Origin of the sequence: Lentzea sp. JNUCC 0626, from assembly GCF_043632865.1 — a bacterium.
Taxonomy (GTDB): domain Bacteria; phylum Actinomycetota; class Actinomycetes; order Mycobacteriales; family Pseudonocardiaceae; genus Lentzea.
Window position 1 is genome coordinate 4235825 of sequence record NZ_CP171635.1, and the last position, 25555, is coordinate 4261379.

Annotated in this window: 36 protein-coding genes; all 36 read left to right on the forward strand. The window is 68.5% G+C overall.

The genetic code is table 11. From position 1 onward, the window contains the following. Positions 1 to 8: 8 nt before the first annotated feature. The 36 genes from JNUCC0626_RS18140 to JNUCC0626_RS18315 all read left to right on the forward strand — a co-directional run bounded on the left by JNUCC0626_RS18140 (position 9) and on the right by JNUCC0626_RS18315 (position 25552). The gene (locus JNUCC0626_RS18140; protein ID WP_394620938.1) at positions 9 to 1637 is read left to right on the forward strand and encodes a hypothetical protein; all 1629 of its coding nucleotides are present in this window, start codon (positions 9 to 11) and stop codon (positions 1635 to 1637) included. 91 nt (positions 1638 to 1728) lie between these two features. Then, positions 1729 to 3150 (forward strand): phage portal protein, encoded by a 1422-nt coding sequence (locus tag JNUCC0626_RS18145; RefSeq protein WP_394620939.1) that lies wholly within the window; start codon positions 1729 to 1731, stop codon positions 3148 to 3150. A gap of 3 nt (positions 3151 to 3153) precedes the next feature. Further along, positions 3154 to 4233, forward strand: coding sequence for a hypothetical protein (locus JNUCC0626_RS18150; protein ID WP_394620940.1), 1080 nt, complete (start codon positions 3154 to 3156; stop codon positions 4231 to 4233). A gap of 43 nt (positions 4234 to 4276) precedes the next feature. Further along, positions 4277 to 4795: a hypothetical protein gene (locus JNUCC0626_RS18155; RefSeq protein ID WP_394620941.1), complete on the forward strand. Its 519-nt coding sequence runs from the start codon at positions 4277 to 4279 to the stop codon at positions 4793 to 4795. A gap of 18 nt (positions 4796 to 4813) precedes the next feature. Then, a complete protein-coding gene (locus JNUCC0626_RS18160; RefSeq protein ID WP_394620942.1) occupies positions 4814 to 5191 on the forward strand; it encodes a hypothetical protein in 378 nt (125 codons plus the stop codon). Positions 5192 to 5229: 38 nt separating this feature from the next. Continuing rightward, on the forward strand, positions 5230 to 5760 hold the full coding sequence (locus JNUCC0626_RS18165) for a major capsid protein (RefSeq protein WP_394620943.1): 531 nt from the start codon (positions 5230 to 5232) through the stop codon (positions 5758 to 5760). 2 nt (positions 5761 to 5762) lie between these two features. Next, on the forward strand, positions 5763 to 6275 hold the full coding sequence (locus tag JNUCC0626_RS18170) for a major capsid protein (RefSeq protein ID WP_394622055.1): 513 nt from the start codon (positions 5763 to 5765) through the stop codon (positions 6273 to 6275). Between the two features lie 45 nt (positions 6276 to 6320). Next, the gene (locus JNUCC0626_RS18175; protein ID WP_394620944.1) at positions 6321 to 6614 is read left to right on the forward strand and encodes a hypothetical protein; all 294 of its coding nucleotides are present in this window, start codon (positions 6321 to 6323) and stop codon (positions 6612 to 6614) included. Positions 6615 to 6675: 61 nt separating this feature from the next. Then, positions 6676 to 7050 (forward strand): hypothetical protein, encoded by a 375-nt coding sequence (locus tag JNUCC0626_RS18180; protein ID WP_394620945.1) that lies wholly within the window; start codon positions 6676 to 6678, stop codon positions 7048 to 7050. Next, entirely contained in the window at positions 7047 to 7382 is a 336-nt protein-coding gene (locus tag JNUCC0626_RS18185) for a hypothetical protein (RefSeq protein ID WP_394620946.1), read from the forward strand. The genes JNUCC0626_RS18180 and JNUCC0626_RS18185 overlap by 4 nt, the downstream gene beginning before the upstream one ends. Continuing rightward, on the forward strand, positions 7382 to 7771 hold the full coding sequence (locus tag JNUCC0626_RS18190; protein WP_394620947.1) for a hypothetical protein: 390 nt from the start codon (positions 7382 to 7384) through the stop codon (positions 7769 to 7771). The genes JNUCC0626_RS18185 and JNUCC0626_RS18190 overlap by 1 nt, the downstream gene beginning before the upstream one ends. Beyond that, a complete protein-coding gene (locus JNUCC0626_RS18195) occupies positions 7768 to 7950 on the forward strand; it encodes a hypothetical protein (protein ID WP_394620948.1) in 183 nt (60 codons plus the stop codon). Before JNUCC0626_RS18190 ends, JNUCC0626_RS18195 begins: the two co-directional genes overlap by 4 nt. Beyond that, positions 7947 to 8321 (forward strand): hypothetical protein, encoded by a 375-nt coding sequence (locus JNUCC0626_RS18200; RefSeq protein WP_394620949.1) that lies wholly within the window; start codon positions 7947 to 7949, stop codon positions 8319 to 8321. Before JNUCC0626_RS18195 ends, JNUCC0626_RS18200 begins: the two co-directional genes overlap by 4 nt. Before the next feature lie 63 nt (positions 8322 to 8384). Then, positions 8385 to 8969 carry a hypothetical protein gene (locus tag JNUCC0626_RS18205; RefSeq protein WP_394620950.1) on the forward strand — a complete coding sequence of 195 codons (585 nt, stop codon included), beginning with the start codon at positions 8385 to 8387 and terminating at the stop codon, positions 8967 to 8969. A gap of 58 nt (positions 8970 to 9027) precedes the next feature. Then, positions 9028 to 9360 (forward strand): hypothetical protein, encoded by a 333-nt coding sequence (locus JNUCC0626_RS18210; protein ID WP_394620951.1) that lies wholly within the window; start codon positions 9028 to 9030, stop codon positions 9358 to 9360. 11 nt (positions 9361 to 9371) lie between these two features. Then, the gene (locus JNUCC0626_RS18215) at positions 9372 to 9641 is read left to right on the forward strand and encodes a hypothetical protein (protein ID WP_394620952.1); all 270 of its coding nucleotides are present in this window, start codon (positions 9372 to 9374) and stop codon (positions 9639 to 9641) included. A gap of 152 nt (positions 9642 to 9793) precedes the next feature. Continuing rightward, positions 9794 to 13492 (forward strand): tape measure protein, encoded by a 3699-nt coding sequence (locus tag JNUCC0626_RS18220; RefSeq protein ID WP_394620953.1) that lies wholly within the window; start codon positions 9794 to 9796, stop codon positions 13490 to 13492. Beyond that, positions 13489 to 14382, forward strand: a complete 894-nt coding sequence (locus JNUCC0626_RS18225; protein ID WP_394620954.1) for a hypothetical protein — start codon at positions 13489 to 13491, stop codon at positions 14380 to 14382. Before JNUCC0626_RS18220 ends, JNUCC0626_RS18225 begins: the two co-directional genes overlap by 4 nt. Positions 14383 to 14563: 181 nt before the next feature. Continuing rightward, a complete protein-coding gene (locus tag JNUCC0626_RS18230; RefSeq protein ID WP_394620955.1) occupies positions 14564 to 15529 on the forward strand; it encodes a hypothetical protein in 966 nt (321 codons plus the stop codon). A 3-nt stretch (positions 15530 to 15532) separates the two neighbouring features. Beyond that, a complete protein-coding gene (locus JNUCC0626_RS18235; protein ID WP_394620956.1) occupies positions 15533 to 16654 on the forward strand; it encodes a hypothetical protein in 1122 nt (373 codons plus the stop codon). A 4-nt stretch (positions 16655 to 16658) separates the two neighbouring features. Continuing rightward, complete coding sequence (locus JNUCC0626_RS18240; protein WP_394620957.1) at positions 16659 to 18689, forward strand: hypothetical protein; 2031 nt, start codon at positions 16659 to 16661, stop codon at positions 18687 to 18689. Positions 18690 to 18706: 17 nt separating this feature from the next. Next, on the forward strand, positions 18707 to 18949 hold the full coding sequence (locus JNUCC0626_RS18245; protein ID WP_394620958.1) for a hypothetical protein: 243 nt from the start codon (positions 18707 to 18709) through the stop codon (positions 18947 to 18949). Next, positions 18934 to 19284, forward strand: a complete 351-nt coding sequence (locus JNUCC0626_RS18250) for a hypothetical protein (RefSeq protein ID WP_394620959.1) — start codon at positions 18934 to 18936, stop codon at positions 19282 to 19284. Before JNUCC0626_RS18245 ends, JNUCC0626_RS18250 begins: the two co-directional genes overlap by 16 nt. A 64-nt stretch (positions 19285 to 19348) precedes the next feature. Beyond that, positions 19349 to 19627: a hypothetical protein gene (locus JNUCC0626_RS18255; RefSeq protein WP_394620960.1), complete on the forward strand. Its 279-nt coding sequence runs from the start codon at positions 19349 to 19351 to the stop codon at positions 19625 to 19627. Then, complete coding sequence (locus JNUCC0626_RS18260) at positions 19614 to 19970, forward strand: hypothetical protein (protein ID WP_394620961.1); 357 nt, start codon at positions 19614 to 19616, stop codon at positions 19968 to 19970. Before JNUCC0626_RS18255 ends, JNUCC0626_RS18260 begins: the two co-directional genes overlap by 14 nt. A gap of 64 nt (positions 19971 to 20034) precedes the next feature. Then, positions 20035 to 20628: a hypothetical protein gene (locus JNUCC0626_RS18265; RefSeq protein WP_394620962.1), complete on the forward strand. Its 594-nt coding sequence runs from the start codon at positions 20035 to 20037 to the stop codon at positions 20626 to 20628. Positions 20629 to 20781: 153 nt separating this feature from the next. Further along, complete coding sequence (locus tag JNUCC0626_RS18270; RefSeq protein ID WP_394620963.1) at positions 20782 to 21396, forward strand: hypothetical protein; 615 nt, start codon at positions 20782 to 20784, stop codon at positions 21394 to 21396. A 298-nt stretch (positions 21397 to 21694) separates the two neighbouring features. Continuing rightward, the gene (locus JNUCC0626_RS18275; RefSeq protein WP_394620964.1) at positions 21695 to 21961 is read left to right on the forward strand and encodes a hypothetical protein; all 267 of its coding nucleotides are present in this window, start codon (positions 21695 to 21697) and stop codon (positions 21959 to 21961) included. 54 nt (positions 21962 to 22015) lie between these two features. Beyond that, complete coding sequence (locus JNUCC0626_RS18280; protein WP_394620965.1) at positions 22016 to 22291, forward strand: hypothetical protein; 276 nt, start codon at positions 22016 to 22018, stop codon at positions 22289 to 22291. Positions 22292 to 22410: 119 nt separating this feature from the next. After that, the gene (locus tag JNUCC0626_RS18285; protein ID WP_394620966.1) at positions 22411 to 23460 is read left to right on the forward strand and encodes a hypothetical protein; all 1050 of its coding nucleotides are present in this window, start codon (positions 22411 to 22413) and stop codon (positions 23458 to 23460) included. 56 nt (positions 23461 to 23516) lie between these two features. After that, positions 23517 to 23648, forward strand: a complete 132-nt coding sequence (locus tag JNUCC0626_RS18290) for a hypothetical protein (RefSeq protein WP_394620967.1) — start codon at positions 23517 to 23519, stop codon at positions 23646 to 23648. A gap of 58 nt (positions 23649 to 23706) precedes the next feature. Further along, positions 23707 to 23928 carry a hypothetical protein gene (locus JNUCC0626_RS18295; RefSeq protein ID WP_394620968.1) on the forward strand — a complete coding sequence of 74 codons (222 nt, stop codon included), beginning with the start codon at positions 23707 to 23709 and terminating at the stop codon, positions 23926 to 23928. 86 nt (positions 23929 to 24014) lie between these two features. Continuing rightward, complete coding sequence (locus JNUCC0626_RS18300; protein WP_394620969.1) at positions 24015 to 24392, forward strand: hypothetical protein; 378 nt, start codon at positions 24015 to 24017, stop codon at positions 24390 to 24392. Between the two features lie 203 nt (positions 24393 to 24595). Beyond that, positions 24596 to 24748 (forward strand): hypothetical protein, encoded by a 153-nt coding sequence (locus JNUCC0626_RS18305; RefSeq protein WP_394620970.1) that lies wholly within the window; start codon positions 24596 to 24598, stop codon positions 24746 to 24748. Between the two features lie 196 nt (positions 24749 to 24944). After that, entirely contained in the window at positions 24945 to 25205 is a 261-nt protein-coding gene (locus tag JNUCC0626_RS18310) for a hypothetical protein (protein WP_394620971.1), read from the forward strand. Next, complete coding sequence (locus tag JNUCC0626_RS18315) at positions 25202 to 25552, forward strand: LAGLIDADG family homing endonuclease (RefSeq protein ID WP_394620972.1); 351 nt, start codon at positions 25202 to 25204, stop codon at positions 25550 to 25552. The genes JNUCC0626_RS18310 and JNUCC0626_RS18315 overlap by 4 nt, the downstream gene beginning before the upstream one ends. Positions 25553 to 25555 lie beyond the last annotated feature (3 nt).

The following is a 25555-nucleotide window of genomic DNA, read 5'->3' on the forward strand; positions in this document are numbered from 1 at the left end:
TTTACACGATGGCCTCCCCCGAATTCCCGCCGATCGACTTCCCCACGCTGGGCTTCCTGATCATCGACTGGATCGAGGCCCACTGCGTCATCCCCGACGGCTTCTCCCGAGGCGAGCCGTTTGTCCTAAGTGGATGGCAGGCCTGGAACATCCTCAACCACTACCGCGTGAAGCCCACCGCGGAGGGCGTGCGGAAGAACCAGTTCGCCTCGGCGTTCGTCTACCGCCGGTCCCAGACCGTCCGTCCACAGAAGACCGGTAAGGGACCTTTCACCTCGTCCGTCATCTGCGCCGAGGGCGTCGGCCCCGTCCTACTCGACGGCTGGGCCACCGGAACCGAGGTCTACGACTGCCGCGACTACGGGTGCGGGTGCGGCTTCCTCTATCTCTACGAGGCCGGCGAGCCGATGGGCACGCACTGGCCCACCCCGCTCATCCAGATCACGGCGACCTCGGAGGAGCAGACGGCGAACGTCTACGCCGCGCTCCGGCCGATGATCGACCTCGGCCCGCTCGCCGACATCATCACCAAGACCGGCGAGGAGTTCATCAGACTCCCCGGTGACGGCCGCATCGACACGGTCACCTCCAACGCCCGGAGCCGCCTCGGCGCACGCGTCACCTTTGTGCCGCAAGACGAAACCGGCATCTGGACCCCCTCGACCGGCATGGTCAAGGTCGCCGAGACCCAGCGCCGAGGCCTCGCGGGCATGGGTGGTCGAGCCTGGGAGACGACGAACGCCTGGGACCCCAGCGAGAACTCCGTGGCACAGCGGACCTTCGAGTCCGGCATGGAGGACATCTTCGTCGACTTCCCCCAGGCTCCGGTCGCTCTGTCGTTCCGCAACAAGGTCGAGCGTCGCCGCGTTCTGCGCGCGGTCTACGCCGGAAGTCCGTGGGTCAACCTCGACGACATCGAGGGCGAGGCCGCCGAGCTGCTCCGCGTCGACCCCCAGCAAGCGGAGCGATTCTTCGGCAACAGGTTGGTCTACGCAGCGGGCTCCTGGCTTCCCGACGGCCGTTGGGATGAGACAGAGGACTCGCAGAGATCAGTCAGTGACGGGACGTTGATCTGCCTCGGCTTCGACGGTTCCGAGAACAACGACTGGACGGCCCTTCGTGCCGAGACCGCCGACGGCTTCCAGTTCACCCCGACTTACGGCCCCGACCGTCGTCCGACGGTGTGGAACCCGGCCGAGTGGGGTGGCTCGATCCCGCGCGAAGAGGTCCACGCCGCTATCGACGAGCTGTTTACACGCTTCAACGTCGGTCGCCTCTACGCCGACCCCCACGACTGGTATTCCGAGATCGGGGAGTGGTCGCTGAAGTACGGCGAGAAGCGCGTCATGGAGTGGGCCACCAACCGGCCCGCCGCCATGTACGACTCCTTGCGCCGCTTCGAGGTCGACCTGGCGAGCGGCCGGCTCACACACGACGCCTGCGCCATCGCCAAGATCCACGTCGCCAACGCGCGCAAGAAGGCCGTGCCCGGTCAGAAGTACGTCCTCATCAAGCCCGCTGACCACCAAAAGATCGACGTGGCAATGGCTTCCGCCCTCGCGCACGAGGCGGCCTCTGACGCCCTCGCGAGTGGCTGGGGCAAGCCGACGTCCAGGCGAGTCCTCGTCCTGCGCTGAACGTCAACGACTTCTTGACGCCCGTGAGGCGTTCTCTCCGCCGCCCATCACATCCCCCTCGGCGGCCCTCCTCGAAGGGAGGTGCCCTTCTGTGGCCCTGTCCAAGTTCGAGACGGACACCATCAACCGGCTTGCCTCCCAGCTCCGCCGCGACTCCGTCAAGCTCAATCGCTACGGCGACTACTACGAGGGCCTCCAGGCACTCGAAAACCTCGGCATCGCCATTCCGCCGGATCTCCGCCAGTTCGTCGTCATGGTCAACTGGCCGCGCATCGTGGCGGACAGCCTCGAAGAGCGCATCGACGCCGAGGGCTTCCGCCTCCCCGGCAAGCACGAACGCGACGAGAACCTCTGGCATGTCTGGCAGGCCAACAACCTCGACGAGGAGAGCCAGCTCGGTCACCTCGACGCGATTGTCTTCGGCCGCTCCTACATCTGCATCGGCACCAACGAAGACGACGAGAACACCCCGCTCGTCACCGTCGAGTCGCCGCTGGAGATGACGGCCGAGATCTCACCGCGCACCCGCAAGGTCACCGCGGCTCTTCGGCTGTACCGCGACAAGGACGATGACGGCCGCGTCGTCGACAAGGCCACGCTCTACCTCCCCAAGGTCACCATCTGGGCCGAGCGCCGCTGGACGGGTCCGTCGCGCGGCTGGGTCGAGGTCGAGCGCGACGAGCACAACCTGGGCCAGGTCCCCGTCGTCCCGCTGGTGAACCGCCCGCGTATCGGCGACCGCTACGGCGTCTCGGAGCTCCAAGACGTCATCGACCTCACCGACGCCGCCGCCCGTGCCCTGACGCTGGCCCAGCTCGCCACCGAGGCTCTCTCCGTTCCCCAGCGTGCCGTCCTCGGTGCGTCCGAAGAGGACTTCGTCGGCCCGGACGGGAAGATCCTGCCGAAGTGGGCCGCGTACTTCGGTGCCATCTGGGCACTGGAGAACCCCGAGGCCAAGCTCCACCAGTTCTCGGCCGCCGACCTCGGCAACTTCAAGACCATCGTCGACCACTACGCCTCGATGGTCTCCAGCGTCACCGGCCTTCCCCTCCGCTTCTTTGGCCAGAACACCGCGAACCCGCCGAGCGCCGAGGGCATCCGCGCGGACGAGGCCCGCATCGTCAAGCGGGCCGAGCGCCGCCAGCGAGCCTGGGGAGGCTCCTGGGAAGAGGCCATGCGCATCGTCAAGCGCTTCCAGACCGGCGAGTGGGACGACACCCTCAAGGAACTGGAAACCATCTGGCGAGACCCCGCGACGCCGACCCGCGCTCAGCAGGCCGACGCCGCGGTGAAGCTGGTCCAGGCGAACATCCTTCCCGTCGAGGCCGCCTGGGAGGAGATGGGTTACTCCCAGACCCGCATCAAGGCCCTCAAGAAGATGAGGGACGACCAGCTCGCCGCCACCGACGTCCTCGCCCGGCAGATCAACGCCTATCGCCAAGGCGTGACAGAAGATCCCGGAGCGAACGAGGGCATCGAGGACCCCGAGCCCGACGCCTCCGCGACGGAGTAGCCGATGGCTGGCAACGCCGCCGTCGGGTCCTACGAGCAGCAAGCCCAGATCTCCAACGCGGCTACGCGAGCCGCCGCCGAGGTCTGGGCCGAGCTGGACCCCACAAGGCTCTCCGCGAGCTGGACCCAGGACCGCATCGGCGACCAGCTCTTCCTCACGGTCTCTCGAGCACAGGAGCTGGCGGCCCTCACGGCAGACGTTTACACGGGCCTGATCCTGGCGGAGGACGGAGTCGACATCCTCCCCGAGGGCCAGATCGTCCACTCCGCACTCGCCGGTATCGCCTCCGACGGGCTCCCGCTGGACTCCCTGCTCCTCCAGCCGCTCGTCACCGCGAGCGTTTCCCAGGCCACCGGAGCAACCGCCGCCGAGGCTCTCGCCTCCGGGCTGGCCCAGCTCACCCGCATCGTGTCCACCCAGGTCCAAGACGCTGGGCGAGCATCCACCGGTATCTCAATCGCCGCACGGCCGAGAACTGGCTGGATTCGCCTGGTAGAGCGCAAGGCCTGTGCGCGCTGCGCCATCCTGGCCGGCCGCTGGTACCGCTGGAGCAACGGTTTCGACCGGCACCCCATGTGCAAGTGCCGCAACGTCCCCGCCTCCGAGGAGGTGGCGGGAAGCAGGGTCGACAACGACCCCGCAACGCTCTTCAACGCCCTCTCCGAGGCCGAGCAGAACCGCCAGTTCACACGGGCGGGAGCCCAGGCCATCCGGGACGGGGCTGACATCGCCCAGGTCGTCAACGCCCGCCGTGGCGCTCTCGGCCTGAGTTCCCCCGGCCGCCTCACGGCCGCAGAACAGAAAGTGCTCCGCGGAGGCAAGGAGCGAGGCCGCCTCGTCCGCACGGACGTCTACGGGCAGCCCGTTTACATCACCTCCGAGGGCACGACGAAGCGAGGCCTCGCTGGCGCTCGCCTGATCTCCAACTCCGGATCGACCACGACCCGAGAGACGCGCGGCGGCAAGCCCATCTGGCGCACGCGCGCCGCGACTCCGCGCCTCATGCCGGAGTCCATCTACCAGCTCGCAACCGACCGCGAGGACGCCCTCCGGCTCCTCAAGCGCTTCGGCTACATCACCTGATCTCGCCCCGCAAAGGGGCCTGTCCCGCTACGGGAGAACCGCCATGTCCGCCGACCAGAACGGCACCGTTCAGCAGCCCCAGGACGGCACCAAGCCGGAGTCCGAAGCCCCGAAGGCCGACGAGACCCCGAAGTCCGTGGAGGAGCAGCTCGCCGAGCTGACTTCCAAGTTCGACGACCTCAAGACCAACGCCCGCAAGTGGGAGACCAGGGCGAAGGAAAACAAGGACGCCGCGAAGGAGCTGGCCGACCTCAAGGCCCAGGGGATGACCCCGGACCAGAAGCACCAGGCCGCCGAGGACCGCGCCGAACAGGCCGAGCGGGAACTGGCTCGCTACAAGGTCGCCGCCGAGACGGGCGTTCCCGCGCACCTCCTGGCCGGCGACGACGAGGACGCCATGCGCGAGCACGCCAAGGCCCTCAAGGAGTTCAAGGGCGAGCAGCCCAGGAACCCGGCCCCGAAGCCCGACCCGAGCCAGGGCGGCTCCGGCGGCAAGCAGAAGGCCAGCGCCGCCGACGAAGGCCGCGCCGAGGCCCAGCGCCGCTTCGGCACCAAGAACTGACCCGTAGGAGGGACACGCATGACCAACATCTCCGTCCGCCGGAAGGACCCCTTCCAGAGCGAGGACCGCTCGTGGCTGGCAGGCCCGCACGGCACCGAGCCGGGCACGACCCCGACCGTCACGCTCGACGTCTCCGCCTTCCCGGCGGGCAACGGCTACATCCGAAGCGGCACGCCGATTTCCAAGCTGGCGAGCGGCCTGTGGGGCCCGTTCGACGCCGCGGCGGCCTCGGGCCAGCACGGCCTCCTGTTCGGCTCGCTGCGCAACGACCAGGGCGACGTCGCGGGGGCCGCTGTGGTCCACGCCTTCGTCTACGCCTCGAAGCTCCCTGGCGGCACCCCGGCGAACCTCGCCGCGCTGAAGACCGCCCTGCCGCTCATCCACTTCTACGCCTGATCTCGGCCACCGAGATCCCCTGAGGAGCCGCTGACTACATGGCAATCTTCTTCGACGCCGAGGTGTCGCCGGACGCCCTCACCGCCTTCGTGCGGGAGGTGCCGATGCCGGCCAACCTGGCGATCTCCAACGCTTTCCCGACCCGTACGGTCGACGACCACAAGGTCGACTTCCGCGAGGTCGTCCACACGAACCGGACCGCGAAGTTCCGCGCGTTCGACGGTGCCATCTCCACGATGGGCCGTGACGGTGGCAGCGAGTACGAGGTCAGCCTTCTGCCGCTGTCCAACTCGATCAACATGGGCGAGTACGAGCGTCTCCAGCTCCAGTTCGCGCGGACCGGCGGTACCAACAAGGCCGCGCTCGCGAACGCGATCTACAACGACGCCCAGAACCTCGTCGCCTCCATCCGGAACCGGATCGAGCTGGCCTGGGGTGACGTGCTCACCGACGGCAAGCTGACGATCAGCGAGAACGGGCTGACCGGCGCGGCGGGCGAAGCCGACTTCGTGTCCCGGCCAACCACCTCGTCACCGCGGCGAAGGGCTGGCTCGACCCGACGGCCCTGATCCTGGACGACCTCTTCGCCTGGCAGGAGACCTACTCGGCCACCCCTGGCGCTGGCGACCCCGGCGCGATTCGCGCGTCCCGCAAGATGATCCGCGCGATGCAGAAGAACAACCAGCTCGTCGCCGCGATCCGGGGCACCAACAACGGCTCCTACCCGCGCGTCACCGTCGAGGAGCTGCGTACCTACCTCCAGAGCGAGGGCCTGCCGAACCTGGCCGAGCTGACCGACCTGTCCCTGGACGTGGACGGCACGCCGACCCGCGTCATGCCGGACAACCGCGTCCTCCTGACCCCGGCGGACCTGGGCGACTTGGGCTTCACCGCCTACGGCGTCACGGCGACCTCGCTGGAGCTGGTGGGCTCGAACGTCGCGGAGATGACCTTCGCCGACGCTCCCGGCATCGTGGGTGTGGTCGAGAAGGTCGGCCCGCCCTACCGCCAGTTCACCTTCGTCGACGCCGTGGCGATGCCGGTCCTGTCCCAGCCTTCGCGGCTCTTCGTCGCTTCCGTATGACCTGAGCCACCGAAAGCTTTCTCTCGCAGAAGGGACTGACCGACCGTGAAGGTCCGCACCTACGTCCACGTCCGCTCGGTGGACGGCACTCACTCCGCCGTCCTCCGGCCGGGCGACACCGTCCCCGACTGGGCCGAGGTGTCCAACAAGGACGCACTCGACGCCTCGACGGAGCCGGTCGACGAGGTCCCGGCCCCGGTGGTCGCGACCCCGGTGGCTGACGCCCCGGTCGTCGAGGCCCCCGTCGTCGAGGCTCCGGCCGCGCCAGCACCGGCACCGAAGACCTCGGGCCGCCGGAAGGCCGCCGCGCCGAAGGCCGACGAGGCCCCGGCTCAGTGATCAGGGAGGAGCCGACCTCACGAAGGTCGGCTCCTCCTCCCACTCGAAGGAGGGGGCCAGCGTGGCCCAGCTCGTCTCCCGCGAGGAGCTGGCCCTCGTCCTCGACGAGGCCATCTCCGCAGAGCGTTTCAACGCGCTCTACTCCACCGCCCTCCGCATCGTGCGGACCGGCTACGACGGCGATCCCGAGGCCGCAACCGGCCGCGCGCTCGACGTCGTCACCGGAGTCCTCCAGAGCGTTCTCGCCCGCATCCTGACCAACCCCAAGGGTGCACGCACGGTCGGACTCGGCTCGGCGAACGTGACCTTCGGCGGCCAGGACTCCGACATCGCCAACGTCTTCGCTCTCACCGAGGCCGAGCGAGCCGACCTGACCGAGGTCTCCCCGCGGCCTGTGCGCTCCGGGGCGTTCACGATCATGCCGGGCCGCTCATGATCGGCCTCCTCATGGAAGAGGACCTGTTCACGGTCCTCCGCTACGGCGTCACCGGCCGCGACCCGCTGGGCAAGCCGGTCACGTCCATCGTCGCTCGCTCGACCACCGACGGCCGTCTGGAACAAGCGACCACGGCCGAGGGAGAGGCGTTCGTCGTCGACAAGTTCCGCGGCTTCTTCCCGATCGGGACGGACGTCCGTCCCGGCGACGAAGTCCAGGCTCGTAGCCGGAAGTACGTCGTCGAGGGCTCTCCTTCCGTCGAGCGCATCCCCGGCTTCTCGGCTCTGTCCAATGTGGCCGCAACGCTCAAGTACGTCGGACCGGTGACCTGATGCCCGTTCCCTTCCCGGACCCCGCCGTCGTCGCCCTGCTGGCCGGGCTTCCAGGCCTGGAGGACGTGGGTGGCCGCGTGTCCACCCGGCTCGACTCCACGCTCCCCGCCATCCGCGTCACGAAGGTCCGCGACCGCGAGGCCCCCGCGAGCTGGGAGGCCACCCCCATCTACCAGCTCGAAGTCTGGGCCGCAGAGGAGCTCCAGGCCGGCCAGCTGGCCTGGGTCATCAAGAACAACTGGCCCACCGCCGTCAAGCGCGTCATCGGCGACGCCCTCGTGACCGGCCGCTGGGTCGACGTCGACCCCTCACCCGCACCCGACCCCGAGACCGACCTCCCCCGGTACCTCGTCACCGTCGGCATCCGAATCTCTGGAGCCACCCCATGAGCGCCACGCGCTACATCGCCACCCAGGACATCTACGCCGCGCCGTTCGTGCGGGCCTACCGCAAGGGCGACGAGGTTCCGGCCTCGGCCGTGGAAACCCTCGCCTGCCAGGACAAGGTCGCCTCCGAGCGCGGCAAGGCGACCGCGACGACCGCCAAGACGACCGCCAAGGACGCATGAGCCGCGCGGGCCGCGTCGACCTCTACCCCCATCAGCTCGACGAGATCCTCCGGGGCGAAGAGTCGAGGCGGTTCTTCGGCGCAGTAGGCCGCGAGGTCCGCGACCGGGCACGCGCCAACGCCAAGACCGCTGTTTCCTTCTCCGGCACCGTCGGCACCCGACGCCGCGACTCCTCCGGCCGCTTCAAGGCCAGCGTCGCCGACCCCTCCGAGGCCATCATCTCCGTCCCCGGCGAGGACTCCGAGAGCCTCTACGTCGATGTCGGGTACTCGAAGCACCACCCCGGCTTTTACCTGTGGTGGTGGGAAGTCGGCACGGTCAACCACGCCGCTCGCCCGCATCTCCGGCCCGCCCTTCTGCCGCGCGGCTAAGCCCGTTCCCCCTTTCCTCGGTCGGCCGTCGCCGCCGAGATCTCTCCTTCGGAGGTAACTCCTTTGTCTGCTCCCGTAGGCAACGCCGCACCCCTTTCGCTGGGTCCGGGCCGCCTCTGGGTCGCGCCGCTGGGCACGGCCCTCCCGACCGACCTGGGCACCGCGCTCGACGCCGCCTTCAAGCCGGTCGGTTACACCGAGGAAGGCTCCGAGTTCAGCTACGAGCTGACCAGCGACCCCGTCGAGGTCGCCGAGAGCCTCGACCCCGTCTTCTACCGCACGACCGGCCGCAACGGCACGGTGACGTTCGCGATGGCGGAGAACACGGTCCGGAACCTCACCCTCGCCTTCAACGGCGGCTCGGTGACCCGCACGACCTCCGGAGCCGTCAGCTACGAGCCGCCGGAGCCGGGCACGGAGGTCCGCAAGGTCCTCGTCTTCGACTCCGAGGACGGCGAGGAGCGCTGGATCTTCAACCAGGTCTTCCAGGGCGGCTCGGTGACGATGTCCCGCCGCAAGGGTGCGGACAAGACGACCATCCCGGTCGAGTTTCGGCTGGAGAAGCCCGCCCTCGGCGGTGCCCCGTTCCGCGCGATCTACGCGGACGAGCGCGACGGCGGCTCCGGTGTCGCCCCGGTCACGCCCTGACCTTCTGACTTTTCCCATCTCCCGCAAGCACTTCACGTAGACGAGGACTGAACTGCTCATGGCTTCCCGGACCACCCCCGCCAAGTCCGCTGTGGACTCCGCCATCGCCGAAAAGAAGGACAAGGGCTTCGGCTCGGTTGCCTTCGACGGCGTGGAGTACAGCATCGAACGCAAGCCCAGCACGCTCCTCGTGAGCGAGCTGGCCCGCACCGGCTCCGGTGACCCGGAAGCGATGGGCGTCTTCGCCGACTTCTTCGAGTGCACGCTGGGAAGCAACTACCCGGCGTTCAAGAAGGCCGTCTACCGCTCCGACTCCGACGACGTCGAGGCCGACCTCCAGAAGGCCCTCCAGGACGTGTTGGAGAAGACGCTGGGCCGCCCTACCAAGTAGTCCAGGCCCTCTTGAGCTGGGCCGTCGATTCGTGGACCGAGGTCGAGGCGCGAGCAGTGATGCTCGGCCTCACCGCGCGAATCGGCGGCCCTGACTCGGTTCTGGACTTGGATGCCAGGCACTTCCTGGCACTCCTCGAAGGAATTCTCCGCGAGGACGACGGCCGCCGGAAACAGGTCAACGACCTCTACGCCGCCTCGGTCCCCGCCCCCAAGGCACCCGCCAACCGCGGTGAGCGCAACCGCGAAATCGCGCGCCTCTCGCGCCTCTTCGGCGGCTGACCCCCGTCTCCATCCCCACCTCCCGCGAGAGGAGGCGAACTCCCCTGTCCAACTCCATCCTCGGCAACGCCTACGTCCGCATCCGCCCGGACACCAACGGCTTTGAGAGCGAGGCCCGATCCGGTCTGTCCGGGGCCGTCAAGAACCTGGCCGTGACCGTCGCAAAGGGACTCGCGCTCGCCACGGCGGGAGCCGCGATCGGCGGCGGCCTCGCCGCGGCCTGGGGCCTCAAGGTCGCCTCCGACATGGAGCAGGCGAACATCGCGTTCACCACACTCCTCGGCAGCGCCGAGAAGGCTGACGCCTTCCTCAAGAAGCTCCAGGCATTCGCCGCGACCACACCGTTCGAGTTCCCCGAACTCCAGACGGCCGCGTCGTCCCTCATCGCCATCGGGATCGACGCCGAGAAGGTCATCCCGATCATGACCACCCTCGGCAACGTCACCTCCGGAATGGGGACGGGCTCCGAGGGCGTCAAGCGCGCCACCATCGCCCTCCAGCAGATGAACGCCGCCGGCCGCATCACTGCTGAAGACCTCAACCAGCTCCGAGACGCGGGCATCCCCGTCTTCGACCTCCTGGCCGGTGCCACCGGCAAGGCCAAGGAAGAGCTGGCCGCGATGGCCCAGAACGGAAAGCTCGGTCGCAAGGAACTTGAGCAGCTCATGGAAGCGCTCGAGACCGGTAAGGGCCTGGAGCGTTTCAACGGCCTCATGGAGGCACAGAGCAAGTCGCTGAAGGGCATGTTCTCGGCCTTCAAGGACACGCTCCAGCTCAACCTCGCCGAGGCGATGGAGCCCTTCATCCCGAGCATCAAGCGCGCGATGTCGGCGGCCACGCCGGTCATCGACTCCGCGCTAGACCGCTTCGCCAAGAAGAGTGCCGTCCTCGTCGAGCAGGTGCCCAACCTCCTCGACGCCATCCGCGAGCGTGACGCCCAGGGCATCGGCGAAGTCGTCGACAACATCCTCGGCAACACGGGCGAGCACGTCGCGTACTTCCGCGACCGCGCCGCCGAGCTGCTCCCCGTCGTCGATCAGCTCAAGGCCCTCTTCGCGAACCTCTGGGGCATCGCCCAGGACCTCGCCCCGCTCTTCGGTCCCGAGGGACTCGGCGGAGGCGTCCACATGGCGTGGGAGGCGTTCAAGCTCCTCCTCCCCTACCTCGTCCAGATCACGGGCTGGCTCAACGACAACGAGGGCGTCGTCTACGCGCTCGTCGGGGCCTACGTCGCCCTCAACGCGATCACTCGCGCGCACGCCGCCGTGATGGCCGTGCAGGCCGCGGGCGGAATCATCAAGTGGATCAAGGCCGCGCAAATCGCGCAGACCGTGACGAAGGTGTGGACGGCCGTCCAGTGGGCCTGGAACGCCGCGGCGAACGCCAACCCCATCGGCCTGATCATCACGGCCATCGGCGCACTCGTCGCCGGCCTCATCTACGCCTACAACCACTCCGAGACCTTCCGCAACGTCGTCCAGACCGCCTTCCGCGCGGTCGCCGCCGCCGGGGTCTGGATGTGGGAGAACGTCCTCAAGCCGGTCTGGTCAGCACTCCAGACCGCCTGGACCGCTGTGGCCGACGCCGTCTCCTGGGCCTGGGAACACCTGATCAAGCCCGCCTGGGACGCGATCTCGAAGGCCGCCTCCTGGCTCTGGTCTTCGGTCCTCCAGCCGGTGTTCTCCGCGATCTCGACCGCCTGGTCCGCGCTGGCGACCGGCCTGGAATGGGCCTACCGCAACGTGATCGAGCCCATTTGGGCCGCGCTCCAGGTCGCCGGAAAGGTCCTGCTCGCCATCCTGGTCGTCTCCGTCTTCGGCCCGATCCTGCTGGCGTGGAAGGCCCTGTCGCTCGGGATCGAGTGGGCGTGGGAGCACCTCCTCAAGCCCGCCTGGTCCGCCGTCGAGGCTGGCGCGATCTGGTTGTGGCGCAACGGGATTCAGCCCGCCTTCGCCGCCATCGAGAAGGGTTGGGCCTACCTCCTCGCCGGAATCGAGTGGGCGCGTGTAAACGTCCTGGAGCCGATCTGGGCCGCCGTCAAGGCTGGCGCGCTCTGGCTCTACGAGAACGTCCTCCGCCCGATCTTCCTGGGGATCAAGCTCTACTGGGAGCTGAACCTCGCGGCAATGCGGTTCGCCTACGAGAACGTCCTGGTCCCGCTGTGGAACGCCATCCAGGTCGCCGCGCGCTGGCTCTACGAGACCGTCCTGGTGCCGATCTTCAACGGCATCAAGTCCGCCTGGGACGGTGCCCTTCGGGGGATGCGCTGGGTCTACGACAACATCCTCTCTCCGATGTGGCGCATGTTCCAGGACGCCATCGGCTCCGTGAAGACCGCCTTCGGGCAGGCCGTGAGCGGCATCGAGACCGCCTGGAACCGGATGCGCGAAATTGCGGCCAAGCCGATCAACTTCGTCATCGGCACGGTCCTCAACCAGGGCCTCTTCAAGGCGTTCAACTCGGTCATCGACACGCTCGGCCTTCCCGGCAACTGGAAGATGAGCAATCTCCCCCTCGTCGCGTTCGCCGCGGGTGGTCGAGTCCCCGGCTACTCGCCGAACGACAAGGCCGACAACATCCCCGCCTGGCTCACCGCGGGCGAGTACGTCCACCCCGTGTCCTCCGTGGACTACTACGGGACTGGCGTCATGGAGGCCATCCGCCAGCGCAAGATCCCGCGCGAGGCCTTCGACGGGGCCATCCACCGCGCCGAGGGAGGCCCGGTCTACCAGCAGCTCTTCGCCAAGGTGAAGAGCCAGTTCCCGCGCGCCAACCTGAACTCCGGCCAGCGCAACACTCCGGACTTCCACGGTCAGGGAATGGCCGTCGACCTCGGCGAGATCGGCCGAGCTGGCGGCAACGGCACGCCGTTCCTCGCCGCGATGAACCGCTGGATCTACGACAACTTCAAGGCCCAGACAGCAGAGCTGATCTACGACGGCCTCGGCGACGACCGCCCAGACCTCAAGAACGGTGCCGACTTCACCTACAACGCTGCGACGCGCGCCCAGCACGCCAACCACGTGCACTGGGCGGCCCGCACTGCGGCCGGCATGGGTGCTGGCGGCTCAGGCGTCGGATGGTTCGACGTCCTGGGCAAGCTCCGTGACTCCATCAACGCGCCGCTCAAGGGCTTCTTCGGGCAGTTCGGGGAGAACACCCTCACCCGGACCATCAAGGAAGTCCCCGGCCAGATGGTCGACAAGATCTGGACAAAGGCGAAGGACGCCGTCGCGTCGGCCTGGACCAGGTTCGTCGACTTCGTCGGCGGAGGCGACAGCGCTTCGGGCGGTGTCAAGGACATCGTCCGCGCAATGGCCTCCGCGCGCGGCTGGGGCCAGAGCCCCCAGTGGGACGCCCTGGACTGGATCATCACGCGCGAGTCGGGCTGGAACCCCCGAGCCCAGAACCCGTCGAGCACGGCCTACGGCCTCTTCCAGTTCCTCGACTCGACCTGGTCGACGGTGGGTGCGACGAAGACCTCCGACGTCGGCCAGCAGGCAAACGCTGGGCTCCGCTACATCGCCCAGCGCTACGGCAATCCCCTTGCCGCGAAGGCGTTCTGGGAGCGCAACCACTGGTACGCCGACGGCGGCCAGGTGGGTCTTTACGACTCCGGCGGAGTCCTCAACCACGGGGACACCGGGGTCAACCTCTCTGGCAAGCCGGAGGCCGTCCTGACGAACGAGGAGTGGGGAGTCATCCGCTCCCTCGCCAAGGGCGATGGTGCCGCGCCGCTCATCGGCGGAGACCTCGTCCTCCAGGTCGGTCCGGGTGCCAGTGTCCGCGACCAGATGGAAGAAGCCATGTTCCAGCTCCGACGGATCAAGAGAGGAGGTGCACTCCGGTGATCGATGGACAGTGGAAGGTCGTCTACCCCGGCACGGAGTACACCTTCGGCACGCCGGACCTCCCCGCCTTCAACCGCACGACCCCCGACATCGGCGACGTGGACCTCCGCGTCGCCGATGTCGACCGGCCCCGTGCAGACGGCAGGGCCTTCGGCGTCGACTTTCGATCTGGCCTCACCATCTCGTTCGATCTGGGCATCCGTGCCCGGACCGAGCGCGAGGCACGCGACGAGGCGGCCCTCCTGGCGACCACCTGGAGGGCCGACCCCGTCCGGCTCACGCCCGGTGCGGTCGCCGAGCTGCACGCGCGCTACGCCGGCCGCGAGCGGGTCGTCTTCGGACGTCCCCGCCGCTTCGCGCCGAACTTCTCCGACGTGCGTGTAAACGGCTTCGTCACCGTCCAGGCCGACTTCGCGTGCGTTGATGACCTCTTCTACGCACCCGAGGACGACAGCGTCCAGTTCGGCATCGTGCCGCCGCTGGGCGGAGGGTTGCTGGCTCCGCTGGCCTCACCACTGTCGACGACGCTGTCCTCCGACCGCTCCCAGGCGATCCGTGTCCGCTCGGAGATGCCTGTGTGGCCGGTGGTCGAGATCTTCGGCCCGGTCACCACGCCGGTCGTCACCGTGGTGGGTGCGGGCGGGGCCGGGCTGACCTTCGAGGTCCGTACATCCCTGCTCTACGACGAGAAGATCGTCATCGACACCCGCCCCTGGAAGCGCTCGGCACTGCGCAACGGCGGGGCCAACGTGGCCGGTCTGGTCCGAGGAACCCGCCTCGGAAAGGCCTCGCTCGCCCCTGGTGACTACGAGGTCGGCCTCAAGGGGACCGACCCGACGGGAACCGCCCGTGTGCGGCTCTCCTGGCGTCCGACCTACGCCTCCCTCTGACCTTGCCCACCGGCTCCGCGGTCCTCGGTTCTCCGTCAAGAACTCCTTGACGGCGCAACGCCTCCGAGACAGCACCCGCGCAGATCTACCCGATAGGCCTCGAACTCGGCCCCCTGGGCCTGGCGCTCCTCCTCGTCTCGCGCCGGGTCCAGGGGCCGACCTGTCTTCCTAGGAGAACTCCATGTGGGATTCCGTGCCCTGGTTTGTCGGGGGAGGTGCCCAGCACTCGCCCGAAGTTGCCCGACTGCTCGCCTACGCCGCGACCTCCGGTGCGGAGGGCATCGTTACGCCCGGAGACCTCAAGGTCGTCCCGCTCGACATCCCCGGCTCCTCGGTCCGCGTCATGTCCGGAGCGTGCCTCGTCCTCAACAAGGCCGCTGGCGGTGCCCAGCAGACCTACGTGGGCCGCAACCCCTCGGTGGACCTCGCCACCATCGCCGCAACCGGCTCCGGCTCCGGCCGCTCGGACCTCGTGGTCGCCCGCGTCGAGGACCCGAACATGCCGGGCGAACCCTGGGCCGATCCTGCCGACCCCGCCAGCGGCCCCTACATCTTCACGCGCGTCATCCCCAACGTCGCCCCCGGCACGACCACCATGCCAGCAGGCCAGAGCGGCATCCCGCTCGCGCGCATCGACATCCCGGCCAACACCGCGACCATCACGACGTCGATGATCAAGGACCTCCGCAAGCTCGCCTCCCCGCGAGCCTGGAGCGAGTACGACGTCCAGAGCCCGCCGGCCGGAGACTACGTCCTCGTCACCGAGACTGCCTGGCACAACTGGCCTGTCAACGGCCTCTCCGTCCCCGTGCCGAAGTGGGCCACCCACGCCCAGGCCTCCATCCACCTCAACGGAATCGGCGTCAACGGCCCCGCCGACGTCAACACCCGCATCCAGTTCGGAGCCCTCACCGGCCAGGACCAGTTCATCGACTACAACGGCAACCCCGGAACTCCGGTCGGCTGGGTCGAGACCATCAACCACACCACCTTCGCCGAGTTCGACGTCCGCGGTTACCAGGGCTCCAACCAGCTCGTCCGCCTCAACGCGCGACGCACCTGGGAAGGGGCCAACAGGGGCGACATCTACACCTGGGAAGGAATGCAGGTCGTCTTCGACGTCCGCTTCCGCGAGCAGGTGGTTTAAACGATGAGCCGCTGGACCTTTCTCGCCCAGCGTGCGACGACCGGCGAGTGGCTCGACTGGGACGTCCCGATCGAGCTGGACGCCCTGGAGTGGACGCTCTCCGGCCCCGGCTCCCTGACCGGAACGGTCACCCCCGACGTAGGTGGCCTCCGGGCCGACGACGGCCAGCTCCTCTTGGAGGAGTGGGGAACTCTCATCTACGCCGAGTCGGGCGGAGAGATCCGCTGGGGAGGCATCCTCGTCTCCTCCTCCTTCGAGGGCGAAGCCTGGCATCTCGACTGCGCTGGGTTCTCCACCTACCCGCACGCCATCACGTACGAGGGCGAGTTCTCCCGGATCGGCATCGACCCCGCCGAGTGCATCCGGCACATCTGGGAGCACGCACAGTCCTTTCCGGACTCGAACCTCGGCGTCATCGTCACCGGCACCGGAACCCCGGTCCGGCTCGGCCGCGACGCCTGGACCGAGACCCGCGAGGACGGCTCCACCGAGCAGCACGACGCCGAGCCCTACGAGCTGCTCTGGTGGGAACACCCGAACTGCGGTGAAGAGCTGGACGCCCTCGCCAAGGCCACGCCTTTCGACTACGTCGAGAAGCACTACTGGGCCCCCGACAAGGAAACCGTCGTCCACGAGATCGAGCTGGGCTACCCGCGTGTCGGCCGCCGCCGCGACGACCTCGCCTTCACCCAGGGCGACAACGTCGCCAACGTCGTGACCATCGAGTCCAACGGCGACGACTTCGCCAACACCGTCGTCGGCCTCGGGGCAGGTGAAGGCCGCGCGATGCTGCGCCGAGAGACCGCCGTACGCGACGGACGCCTCCGCCGCGTCGCCGTCTACTCCGACAAGGCCGTCACAGACTCCTCGCGGATGGACGCCCTCATCGCCGACGAGCTGGCCCACCGCGAGGCCGCCCTCCGCATCACCCAGCTCGACGTCATCGACCACGCCAACGCCCCTCTCGGCTCGTGGCAGGTCGGCGACGACGTCCTTGTACGGGCGGAGCTCCCCTGGCTCGGGGAGATCGAGATGTGGGTTCGCATCACCGCGTGGTCGCTCACAAGCGAGACCACAGCGTCCTTGTCCGTCACGAGATCCGACCACTTCCGCTACGGAGGCTGACCCCGTGCCCGCACGCGACCCCGCCGCTCAGCTCGCGAAGGAGCTGGCCAACCTCCGACGGGAGGTCAACTCCCTCTCCCGCGGCTCCCAGATGACGTTCCGCTCGATCGAGGGCGGGTCCGTGCCGGTCTACGACGACCACGGAAACCTCCGCGGCAACATCGGCCAGCTCCCCGACGGGACCACCGGCTTCGTCACCCTCAACGGCCCGAAGCCTCCGACCCCGTCCGCTCCGATCCTGGAGCCGACTGTCGGAGGCCTCGCCGTCACCTGGGACGGCACCTTCTTCGACGGCGTCGACCGCCCCGGCGACTTCCGCGCCATCGAGGTCCACGCCAGTTCGTTCTCCGCCTACGAGCCCACCGACACCACCCGCCGCGCCAGCCTTACTTCCCCTGGCACAGCTCAACTTCTCCTCCCGCCTGACCCGTACACCGTGACCTTCGTGTGCGTGTCCACCTCCGGCCAGCGCTCCGACCCCGCCGCCTTCGCCACAGAGACCCCCGAGCGCGCACCGACCTACACCGAGGTCATCGCCGCCAACGGGAAGAACAAGGTCTTCTGGCGTACCGACGACAACGCCCCCGACCTCGTCGAGGACAAGCTCATCGACGGCGATCTCTGGTTTCAGGCTGACCACGACCACCGCCCGGTGAAGTGGGAAACCGCGACGGCGAGCTGGGTGGTCGCGAGCTTCGGCGACCAGGCCCTCTCCGGCCTCAACGTCGGCAAGCTCGTCGCGGGCGAGATCGCCGCCGGACAGAAGATCATCGCCGGTCCCCAGTTCGGTACCCACGCCGAGATGGCCGACGACGGCTTCCGCGTCTACCGCCAAGACCCGGTCGACGGCCTCACTGACGAGGTGATCCGGCTCGGCACCACGACGAACGACTACTTCGCCGTCGTCGACACCAGCGGCGAACTCGTCGCCTCGATCGACGACACCGGCCAGGCAAATCTCACTGGCCTCAACGTCTCCGGCGATCTCACCTACAAGGGCACCAAGCTTGAGTCCATTCTGGAGTCCAGCGGAGGCCGCCAGGTCGGCTGGTACATGGCCGCCCTCAAGGGATTGGAAGGTCAGAGCGGCCTCGGAATCCGTTCCGAGTATGGACTGGCCCAGGTGACGTTCCCGGTCCGTGCCGGCCGGAGCTACCTGATCAAGCAGTACGGCCCGATCTGGTATCCGTGGGCCAACGGCGGCGAGTACTGGTTTCACATGCGCTACGCCAAGGACTCCGTAGCCACGCCCTCGTCACCGGTCGGTCGCTTCTGGGTGGTCTCGAACCTGGCCAACCAGTCCTACCAGCTCACCGACCATGATTGGGTCTACCACTCCGACCACACCGGCTTCATCTCAGTGCAGTACTCGGTGGGACTGAACTGGCCCAACAATGACCAGTCCGCCATCCGCATCGTCGAGGACTCCACGATCGTCATGGAGGCCTTCGACATGGGGCCGACCCCGCCGATGGCCGGAGCGGCCGGTTCCGGCGGTCAGCTCTACCAGGGACCGCCGCCCCCTCCGCCTCCACCACCCACCCGCCAGTACTACGTGGACCTCGCCCCTTCCGGCTGGACTTCCTGGCGTGGCAACAACACCGCGCGAGGCGACGTGTCAGGCCCGGTCCAGGGCTGGGACCCGTCCGGCTTCAACGGGGACGGCAAGGGCCACTGGTGGTTCTCCCTGCCGAGCATCTCCGGCCGCATCGACCGGATGGACTTCTACGCCTACAGCTCGCATTGGTACTACAACTCCGGTGGCACAGCGATTCTCAACGTCGCGATCGGCGGCAACGGCGGCCCGAACTACGCGAAGCCGCGGGGAGACTGGCACGTGGGCGGCTGGCCCAAGCCCGGTGGCGTGACCGCCACCCTGCCGTCGGACTGGTATCCGCTGTTCCAGAACGGCGGGGCCTACGGCTACGGCCGCGCGGACGGCATCACGGTCGGCCCCAGCGGCGGCTCGAACCTGTCCTACTACGGCCGTTTCGACGGCGGTTCCGCGCGTCTGCGCATCTGGTACACCCAGTGATCCCCGAGGAGCCCCACGTGATCCACGTCTGGCTCGCCCTCGACCCCGAGGACCGACGCGTCCTGGTCCAGGCCCGCGAGTTCGCCGAAGGGGACTTCCCTCGGGGACTCCGGGGCCTGGACTGGCCGGTCCGGGAGGCCGACGTCGATGAGACGACCTGGGCGGCCCTGCTCTCCGGCGAACTGACTCCCGAGGAGCAGAACGCCTTTCACCGCACCCTCTGGACCGAGAACGGAGACACCCCGTGGCCATCGACTTGAGCGCCCTGGCCGACGAGCCCGTGGTCCCCGTGGCCGGGCTCCGCGTGCCGGCCTCGCTGGTCCCCCAGATCATCGCCGCCATGCGGCACCTCTACCCGACCGTCACCGCGGACCTCGACGACGACGCCGCCGTCCGAGCCGTCCTCCGCCACTGGGTCACGGTGACCCTCACAACCTTCGCCGCCCAGCGCGTCTCCGCGCCTGTGGCCGATCGGGTCGCCGCCATCCGGGAGGAGGCCCGCGTCGCCGAGCTGGCCGCGCGCGAGGCCGCCGAAGCCGCCGCCGGACTGATCACCGAGGCCGCGACGCCCGCGCCGGACGACCCCGCCCTCTGACATCCAACCGAGAGGCCCTCTTCCCACTCGGAGAGGGCCTCTCGGCATTCCCGGAAGGAGCACGATGAGCCGCCTCGCGGACATCGCCGCCAAGATCCGCCTCTTCTACGACCCCACGCGCGAGCCGCTCCGACGGCACGTTTACACGACCCTGCTGGGCCTCGTCGCGTTCGCCGTCGCAGCCGGTCTCGTCACGGGCTCGGTTGCCACGGCGCTCATCGGGCCGCTCGCGCTCGTCCTGGCGGTCCCCGCCGTCGAGCGGGCACGCGCCCAGGTGTCCCCCGTGGCCGGTGACAAGCCGGGCAAGCACGCACGGCCGGAGGTGCCCGATGACGGGAGCTGAACTGGTCCCCATCCTCGTCGCCGTCATCTCCGCTGGCGTTCTCCGCGACGTGGTCCGTTGGTTCGGTGCGCGCCGCAAGGCCCGAAGCCCCGAGGGCAAGCAGGCCGCGAGCCTCATCACCGTTGACCAGTCCATCGCCGTCGTCGCCCGCGCCCGCGACGAGCTGATGGAGGACAACGTCCGTCTCCGCGAGCAGCTCGCCGAGACCGACGCCCGGCACGCCGCCGAGCGCGTCCAGTGGGCCGAGGAGAAGGCCTCGATGCGCGCGGAGATCACGGGCCTGGAGCGCCGCCTCCGCGAGCTGCTCACCGAGGTCGAGGACCTCAAGATTCGCCACTCCTGAGCAGGACGGCGGAAACGCGCAGACCTCCCGAGGTGACACAGCCCCGCACCTCCAGGAGCAGCGCATGGCCTCGCGCATCATCGGCGTCACCGGCAAGAAGTACGCGGGGAAGGACACCTTCGCCCGCCGCCTCATCGAGGCGCACGGCTTCACCCGCCTCGCCTTCGCCGACACCCTGAAGTCCGTCATGGAACACCTCAACCCGGTCATCCCGGTCGAGGCCGACGAATCGGGAATCGTCTACGGCCCAGGAGCTTTCCCCATCGCGACCCACCTCCGGCTCAGCCAGATCCTCGAGACTGCTGACTGGGACACCGCGAAGAAGCTCAGGGAAGTGCGCCGCCTCCTCCAGGATCACGGCGTGGGCATCCGCCAGTACGTCGACCCGAACGTCTGGGTGGACGTCGTCCGCCGCAAGGCCGAGGAGACCGACGGCCCCGTGATCGTCACGGATGTCCGCTTTCCCAACGAAGCCGAGTGGGTGCAGGCGGCGGGAGGCCAGCTCGTCCGCGTCTACCGCAACGGCCAGGCCGCCGACGACACCCACGTCTCCGAGACGGCCCTGGACCGGTGGGCCGTTGACGCCGAGATCCCGAACCACGACACGATCGCCCGTTTGCACGAGTTGGCAGACGAATTCCTGGTGAATTCGCGCTGATCAAGTCACCCGCCCGCGCCCATGAGGCACCCTCGATCACCCGATCGGGGGTGCCTTTTTGCGTTTTCAGACACTCCGTGTGCTGAAGATGGGTGATCGTGCGCGTGCACGCGCGGTATCGTTTGGATCTCCTAGAGCAGATGGGACCCGCTCATGCCTTCCCGTTCCGTTGCCGAGCTGGAGGTCGCCCTCACCGACCTCTACGTCTCGTACCTCGCGGAAATCTCGAAGGACCGCCGGAACGCCCTCCTCAAGGAGCTGGCCGCCGCCACGGTCGATCTCCGCGAGCACTACAAGCTCGCCGACGGGAAGCGCACCGACTGGGCTGGGCGGTCACCGGGCTACCGGGCATCCATGAAGCGCGTCTACGAGGCCGCCGAGGTGCCCGAGGTCGAGAAGGTCCGCATCTCGGGAGCGCTCCGTTGGCATACCGGAGAAGAGCTGCGCAACCGGGCGAGCGCGGAGGAACTGGCCGAGGTCGGCCTCTCGTCGACCAAGCCGAAGGAGCGTCTCCAGAAGACGCGGGACGCACTCAAGGCTATGGCCGAGGACGCGACGCCCCAGGCCGACATCCCCCGCCTCGCGGCCTACGCCCAGGCCCTCTTGGAGTACGCGGATGAGACCGCCATCCGCAGCCTCACGCCGGCCGAGTGCGTGGCCGCCCGAACCGCCCTGGAAGCCATCCTCCACCGCTCAGACCAGCTGCTCAGCGTGCTCGACACCGCGGAGACGAAGCCGCAGGCCGTACGCCGGCCCCAGAGCGTGTAAACGACCGAACGCCCGGAACCCCACCAAGAGTGGGGTTTTCGTGCATCTAGGCCAACTTTGTCTATGTCGAGGTCTCTTACATAGGCAGTAATGGAGCCCTACCCCACAAACCCCACTCACGGTGGGGTTCCGGCCTCCCCGCCGCGTCGAGAGCCACCGAAAGCACTCCGCAGCCGACATCGGACGCCCATCTCCGCAGGTCACAGGCCAATCTTTGTTTACACGTTGCCACCGAAAGCTTTCGTTGGTAACTTTGACCCCAGCAGCCCCACCAGCAACACCAACCACGGAGGCCCCGATGCCCGCCCTCACCGAGACCGACAAGTACGGCAACTTCGTCCGCCGGATCATGCGGGCCTACAGCCGTCGCGTGGCGGACCTCGATATTGAGGGCCTCAAGGGCCTCGTCGAACTCCGTAAGGAGCTGGACGCCCACATCGAGGACGCCGTCAAGCAGCTCCAGAAGCCCAAGCAGGGCAACGGCTACTCCTGGGCCGACATCGGCAGGGTCCTCGGCGTCTCCCGCCAGGCCGCCCAGCAGCGCTACGGCCAGAGGAAGCCCTGACCTCATTTGACCTGAGCCACCGAAAGCATTCGTTGACTTCCTGAAGGAGCCCCGATGTCCCGCCCCGTAACCGCCTGGCAGGTCCGCAACTTCACCGCCTTCGCCGTCCAGCCCTCCGGCGAAACGACCCAGCTCCCCGCGACGCTCACTTTCACTGAGTCGCGCCGCGCTCTCGACGAGGCCGGAGTGGAGGGCTGGGTCGTTTACACGGGCCAGCTCCCGGCCGGTTCCCTCGACATCATCGCCGAGCGCGACGCCGAAGGCCGCTGGATCGCCGCCGACCCCATCACCGGTCAGACCGTGGAGCTCCAGCCGACGACCGCCGCCTGATCAGCTCGCCCCAGGCCCCCGCCCTCACCGAGGTCGGGGGCCTTCCCATGAGCAGACCCGCACCAACTCGCAGACCTCCCGAGGTGGCAAGCACTTCACTTCACTCTCGGAGCGAGCACATGACCGACCCGTTCAACACGGTCGCCACCGAACTCCCGCGCGACCGCTGGGGACGCCCGCTGATCACGCCGCCGGGCGAGACCGAGGCCGTCCCCTACACCCGGACTACGACGTTCGTGGGCGTGCTGGAGGACACCTACCACCTCGGCCTCTGGCAGATGCGCATGGTGGCGCTCGGCATGGCCTCGCGCCGGGACCTCCAGCTCGCGGCCAGCGCCATCTCCGACCCGAAGGACCGCTTCCAGAAGCGGACCCTCAACGACATCGCGAAGTCCGCGATGGAGGCAGCGGCCGGCTCCGCCGCAGCAACCACCGGCACCGCGCTCCACACCTTCACCGAGAACATCGACCGCGGCCTCCCGGTCGGCAACATCCCGGAGGAGTTCGCTCCAGACCTCAAGGCCTACAAGGACATCACGGCGGACTTCACCGTCGTCGACATCGAGGGCTTCTGCGTCCACGACGGGCTCCGTGTCGGCGGCTCCTACGACCGCATCATGCGGCTCCCGGTAGGAGGCTTGCGGGCCCCGGAGTGGTGGATCGAACAGCACCCCGACGAGGACCCGATCATCGAAGGTTCCGTCATCTGGGACCTCAAGACCGGCGGGTCGATGGAAGCCGGGCTGTTCGGCATCTCGAAGATCGCAATGCAGATGGGCACCTACGGCAACTCGGTCAACTACGACCACACCCTCGGAAGCCGGACTCCGTTGCCCGGCAACCCGAGGAAGGACCTCGGCATCGTCTGTCACCTGCCCGCGGGCTCCGGCCAGGCCCAGCTCATCTGGGTCGACATCGCCGCCGGGTGGGAGATGACCCTTCACATCGCGCCCGAGGTCCACGCGTGGCGCAAGCGCAAGGATATCTCCGCCCCGTTCCGCGCGGCCTCGGCGACTCCGCTGGAGCTGACGATTCCGGAGCAGATCAAGCGCGCTGACTCCTACGCCGTGCTCCAGGCCATCTTCGCCGAGAACCGTCTGGTGTGGACGCCGGGCCTCACCGCGCTCGCCACGGCACGCAAGGCCGAGCTGGAGACCGTCCGCTCGTGATCGCCACCGGGCGGGGCCACACCGGTCCCGCCCGGTCTCCCACCAAGGAGCCCCTCGTGGTCCTCGGCTTCTTCGGCTTCTTCGGCTTGTTCGCGCTCGTCGCCCTTCTGCGCGACGAGCTGGAACTGACTGGCCTCGCGCTCCTCCTGGCCGCGCTCCTGGCGTGCGGCATCCTCGCCACCCTCTGACACGGAGGTCCTCGTGATCCGTGCCCTCCTCCGCTACCTCCTCCCTCGCGTTGGCCACATGAGCCCGTCCGAGGCCGCCGATTTCGGGCAGGACCTCACCAACGGTGCCGTCTACTTCGGAGTCGGTCCGATCGTCGTTCTCCTTGACCTGCCTGGGTTCCTGATCAAGCCGGACCCCGAGCCGGACTTCCGTGAACCCAGCCTCGACGAGATCAACGCTGCCCTCCGCGCTCAGCGCGCCGAACAGGAGGACGCCGCCAGAAACCTCGGCGAGGAATGAGCAAACGCCGCCCAGTTCGCAGACCTCCCGAACTGAGGCGGCCCCCGCCTTCTCCACGCACGCCCCGAGAAGGAGCACATCCCCGCATGAGCGACCAGTTCAAGGAACCGAGCACCGTCAGCGGCATCGAGTGGAAGAACCTCAACGGTGCCCTCCTGCTGATCAAGGTGCACGGCCAGGAGCACGCGATCAAGACCGTGCACGGCGACTCCTCGGCCGTCCGCGCGGACGTCTTCGTCCTCGACGGCGACCAGGCCGACACGGCCTACGTCGACACGCTGGTCTTCCCGAAGGTCCTCCAGAGCCAGCTCAAGCCGTCCGTCGGCGCGATGGTTCTGGGCCGCCTGGGTCAGGGCCACAAGAAGCCCGGCCAGTCCGCTCCGTGGACGCTGGCCGCCGCGACCGAGGCGGACAAGGCCGTCGGCCGCGACTTCCTGGCGAAGTCGGTCGAGACGCCGTTCTGATCTCCCGCCAGCCCTGCCGGCCGGGCCGAGCAGCTTAGCCAGGCCACTCCCGGAGATACGGCTGTACCGGGCGGCCCGACCGAGTCCTAACAGGACGGACGCCGTGACGGCGCTGCAACGGATACCCGCCGCCGAGTGCGTTCCGGCACGGCGTCCGTCCACCCCTTCCGTTGGTAGCGAACAACTTCCCCCAGGAGCACCCCGTGACCGAGAACGCCTCCGAGCCGACGACCGCCCAGATGCGCGCGTGGCTGCGCATCAACCGCCCGAACCTGGGCGTCGGCAAGCGCGGCTTCCTGTCCGCCGACGCGGTCCGCGAGTACCGCCAGGCACACGGCCTTTCGGTCCAGGCCTGATCTCCCGCCCCACAGAGGCCCCCGCTCCCACCACCACATCGGGAGCGGGGGCCTCTTCGCACGCGAACGAGAACGAGAACCGCATGGACATTCCCGAGCCCTGGGCTCTGCTCCCCAGCGAGGTCGTCTGCGACCGCTGCCACCTCGCCCACCACAAGCACCTCCCCGAATGCCCGACCTGTAGGGAGATCGCTCGATGACCACCACGGTCCGCATCCACATCGAGGGGGCCGAGCCGAACGTCATCGCGCTCGTCCCGGTGGGCATGACGCCCTACGCCCTCGTCTCCTTCGACTCGATGAGCGAGGACGCCGAGGGAGGTGAGGTCCACCTCCGCATCGATGTTGGCGGAGGACTGACCGCCGACGTCGCCGACCTCGCCGACACCTTCGCCGACCTGGCTTCCCTGCTCCGCAAGGGGATCAGCGACGAAGACGCCCCGGCGGTGAGGGAATGAGCCGCCTCGACAAGGTCGACGCCGCCTGGTTGGCCGGGCTCCTCGACGGAGAGGGGTGCTTCGACCTTCCCCGAGGCAACCCCCGCGTCCGCGTGAAGATGTCGGACCTCGACGTCATCCTCCGGGCCGCAGACCTCATGGGCGCCAAGACCTACCCGGAGGTCGTCCCCGGCCGAAAGCCTCTGCTGGTAGCGCAGATCACCGGGGACGCCGCCGTCGAGGTCCTCCGTGCGGTCCTGCCGTTCCTCGGCTCACGCCGGTCCGCTCGCGCCACCGAGATCATCCTGGCGCACGAGGCGAAGGGCCGCCCCGCTCTCCGGCTGATCACCAGCCAGCAGGCCGCCTGACCG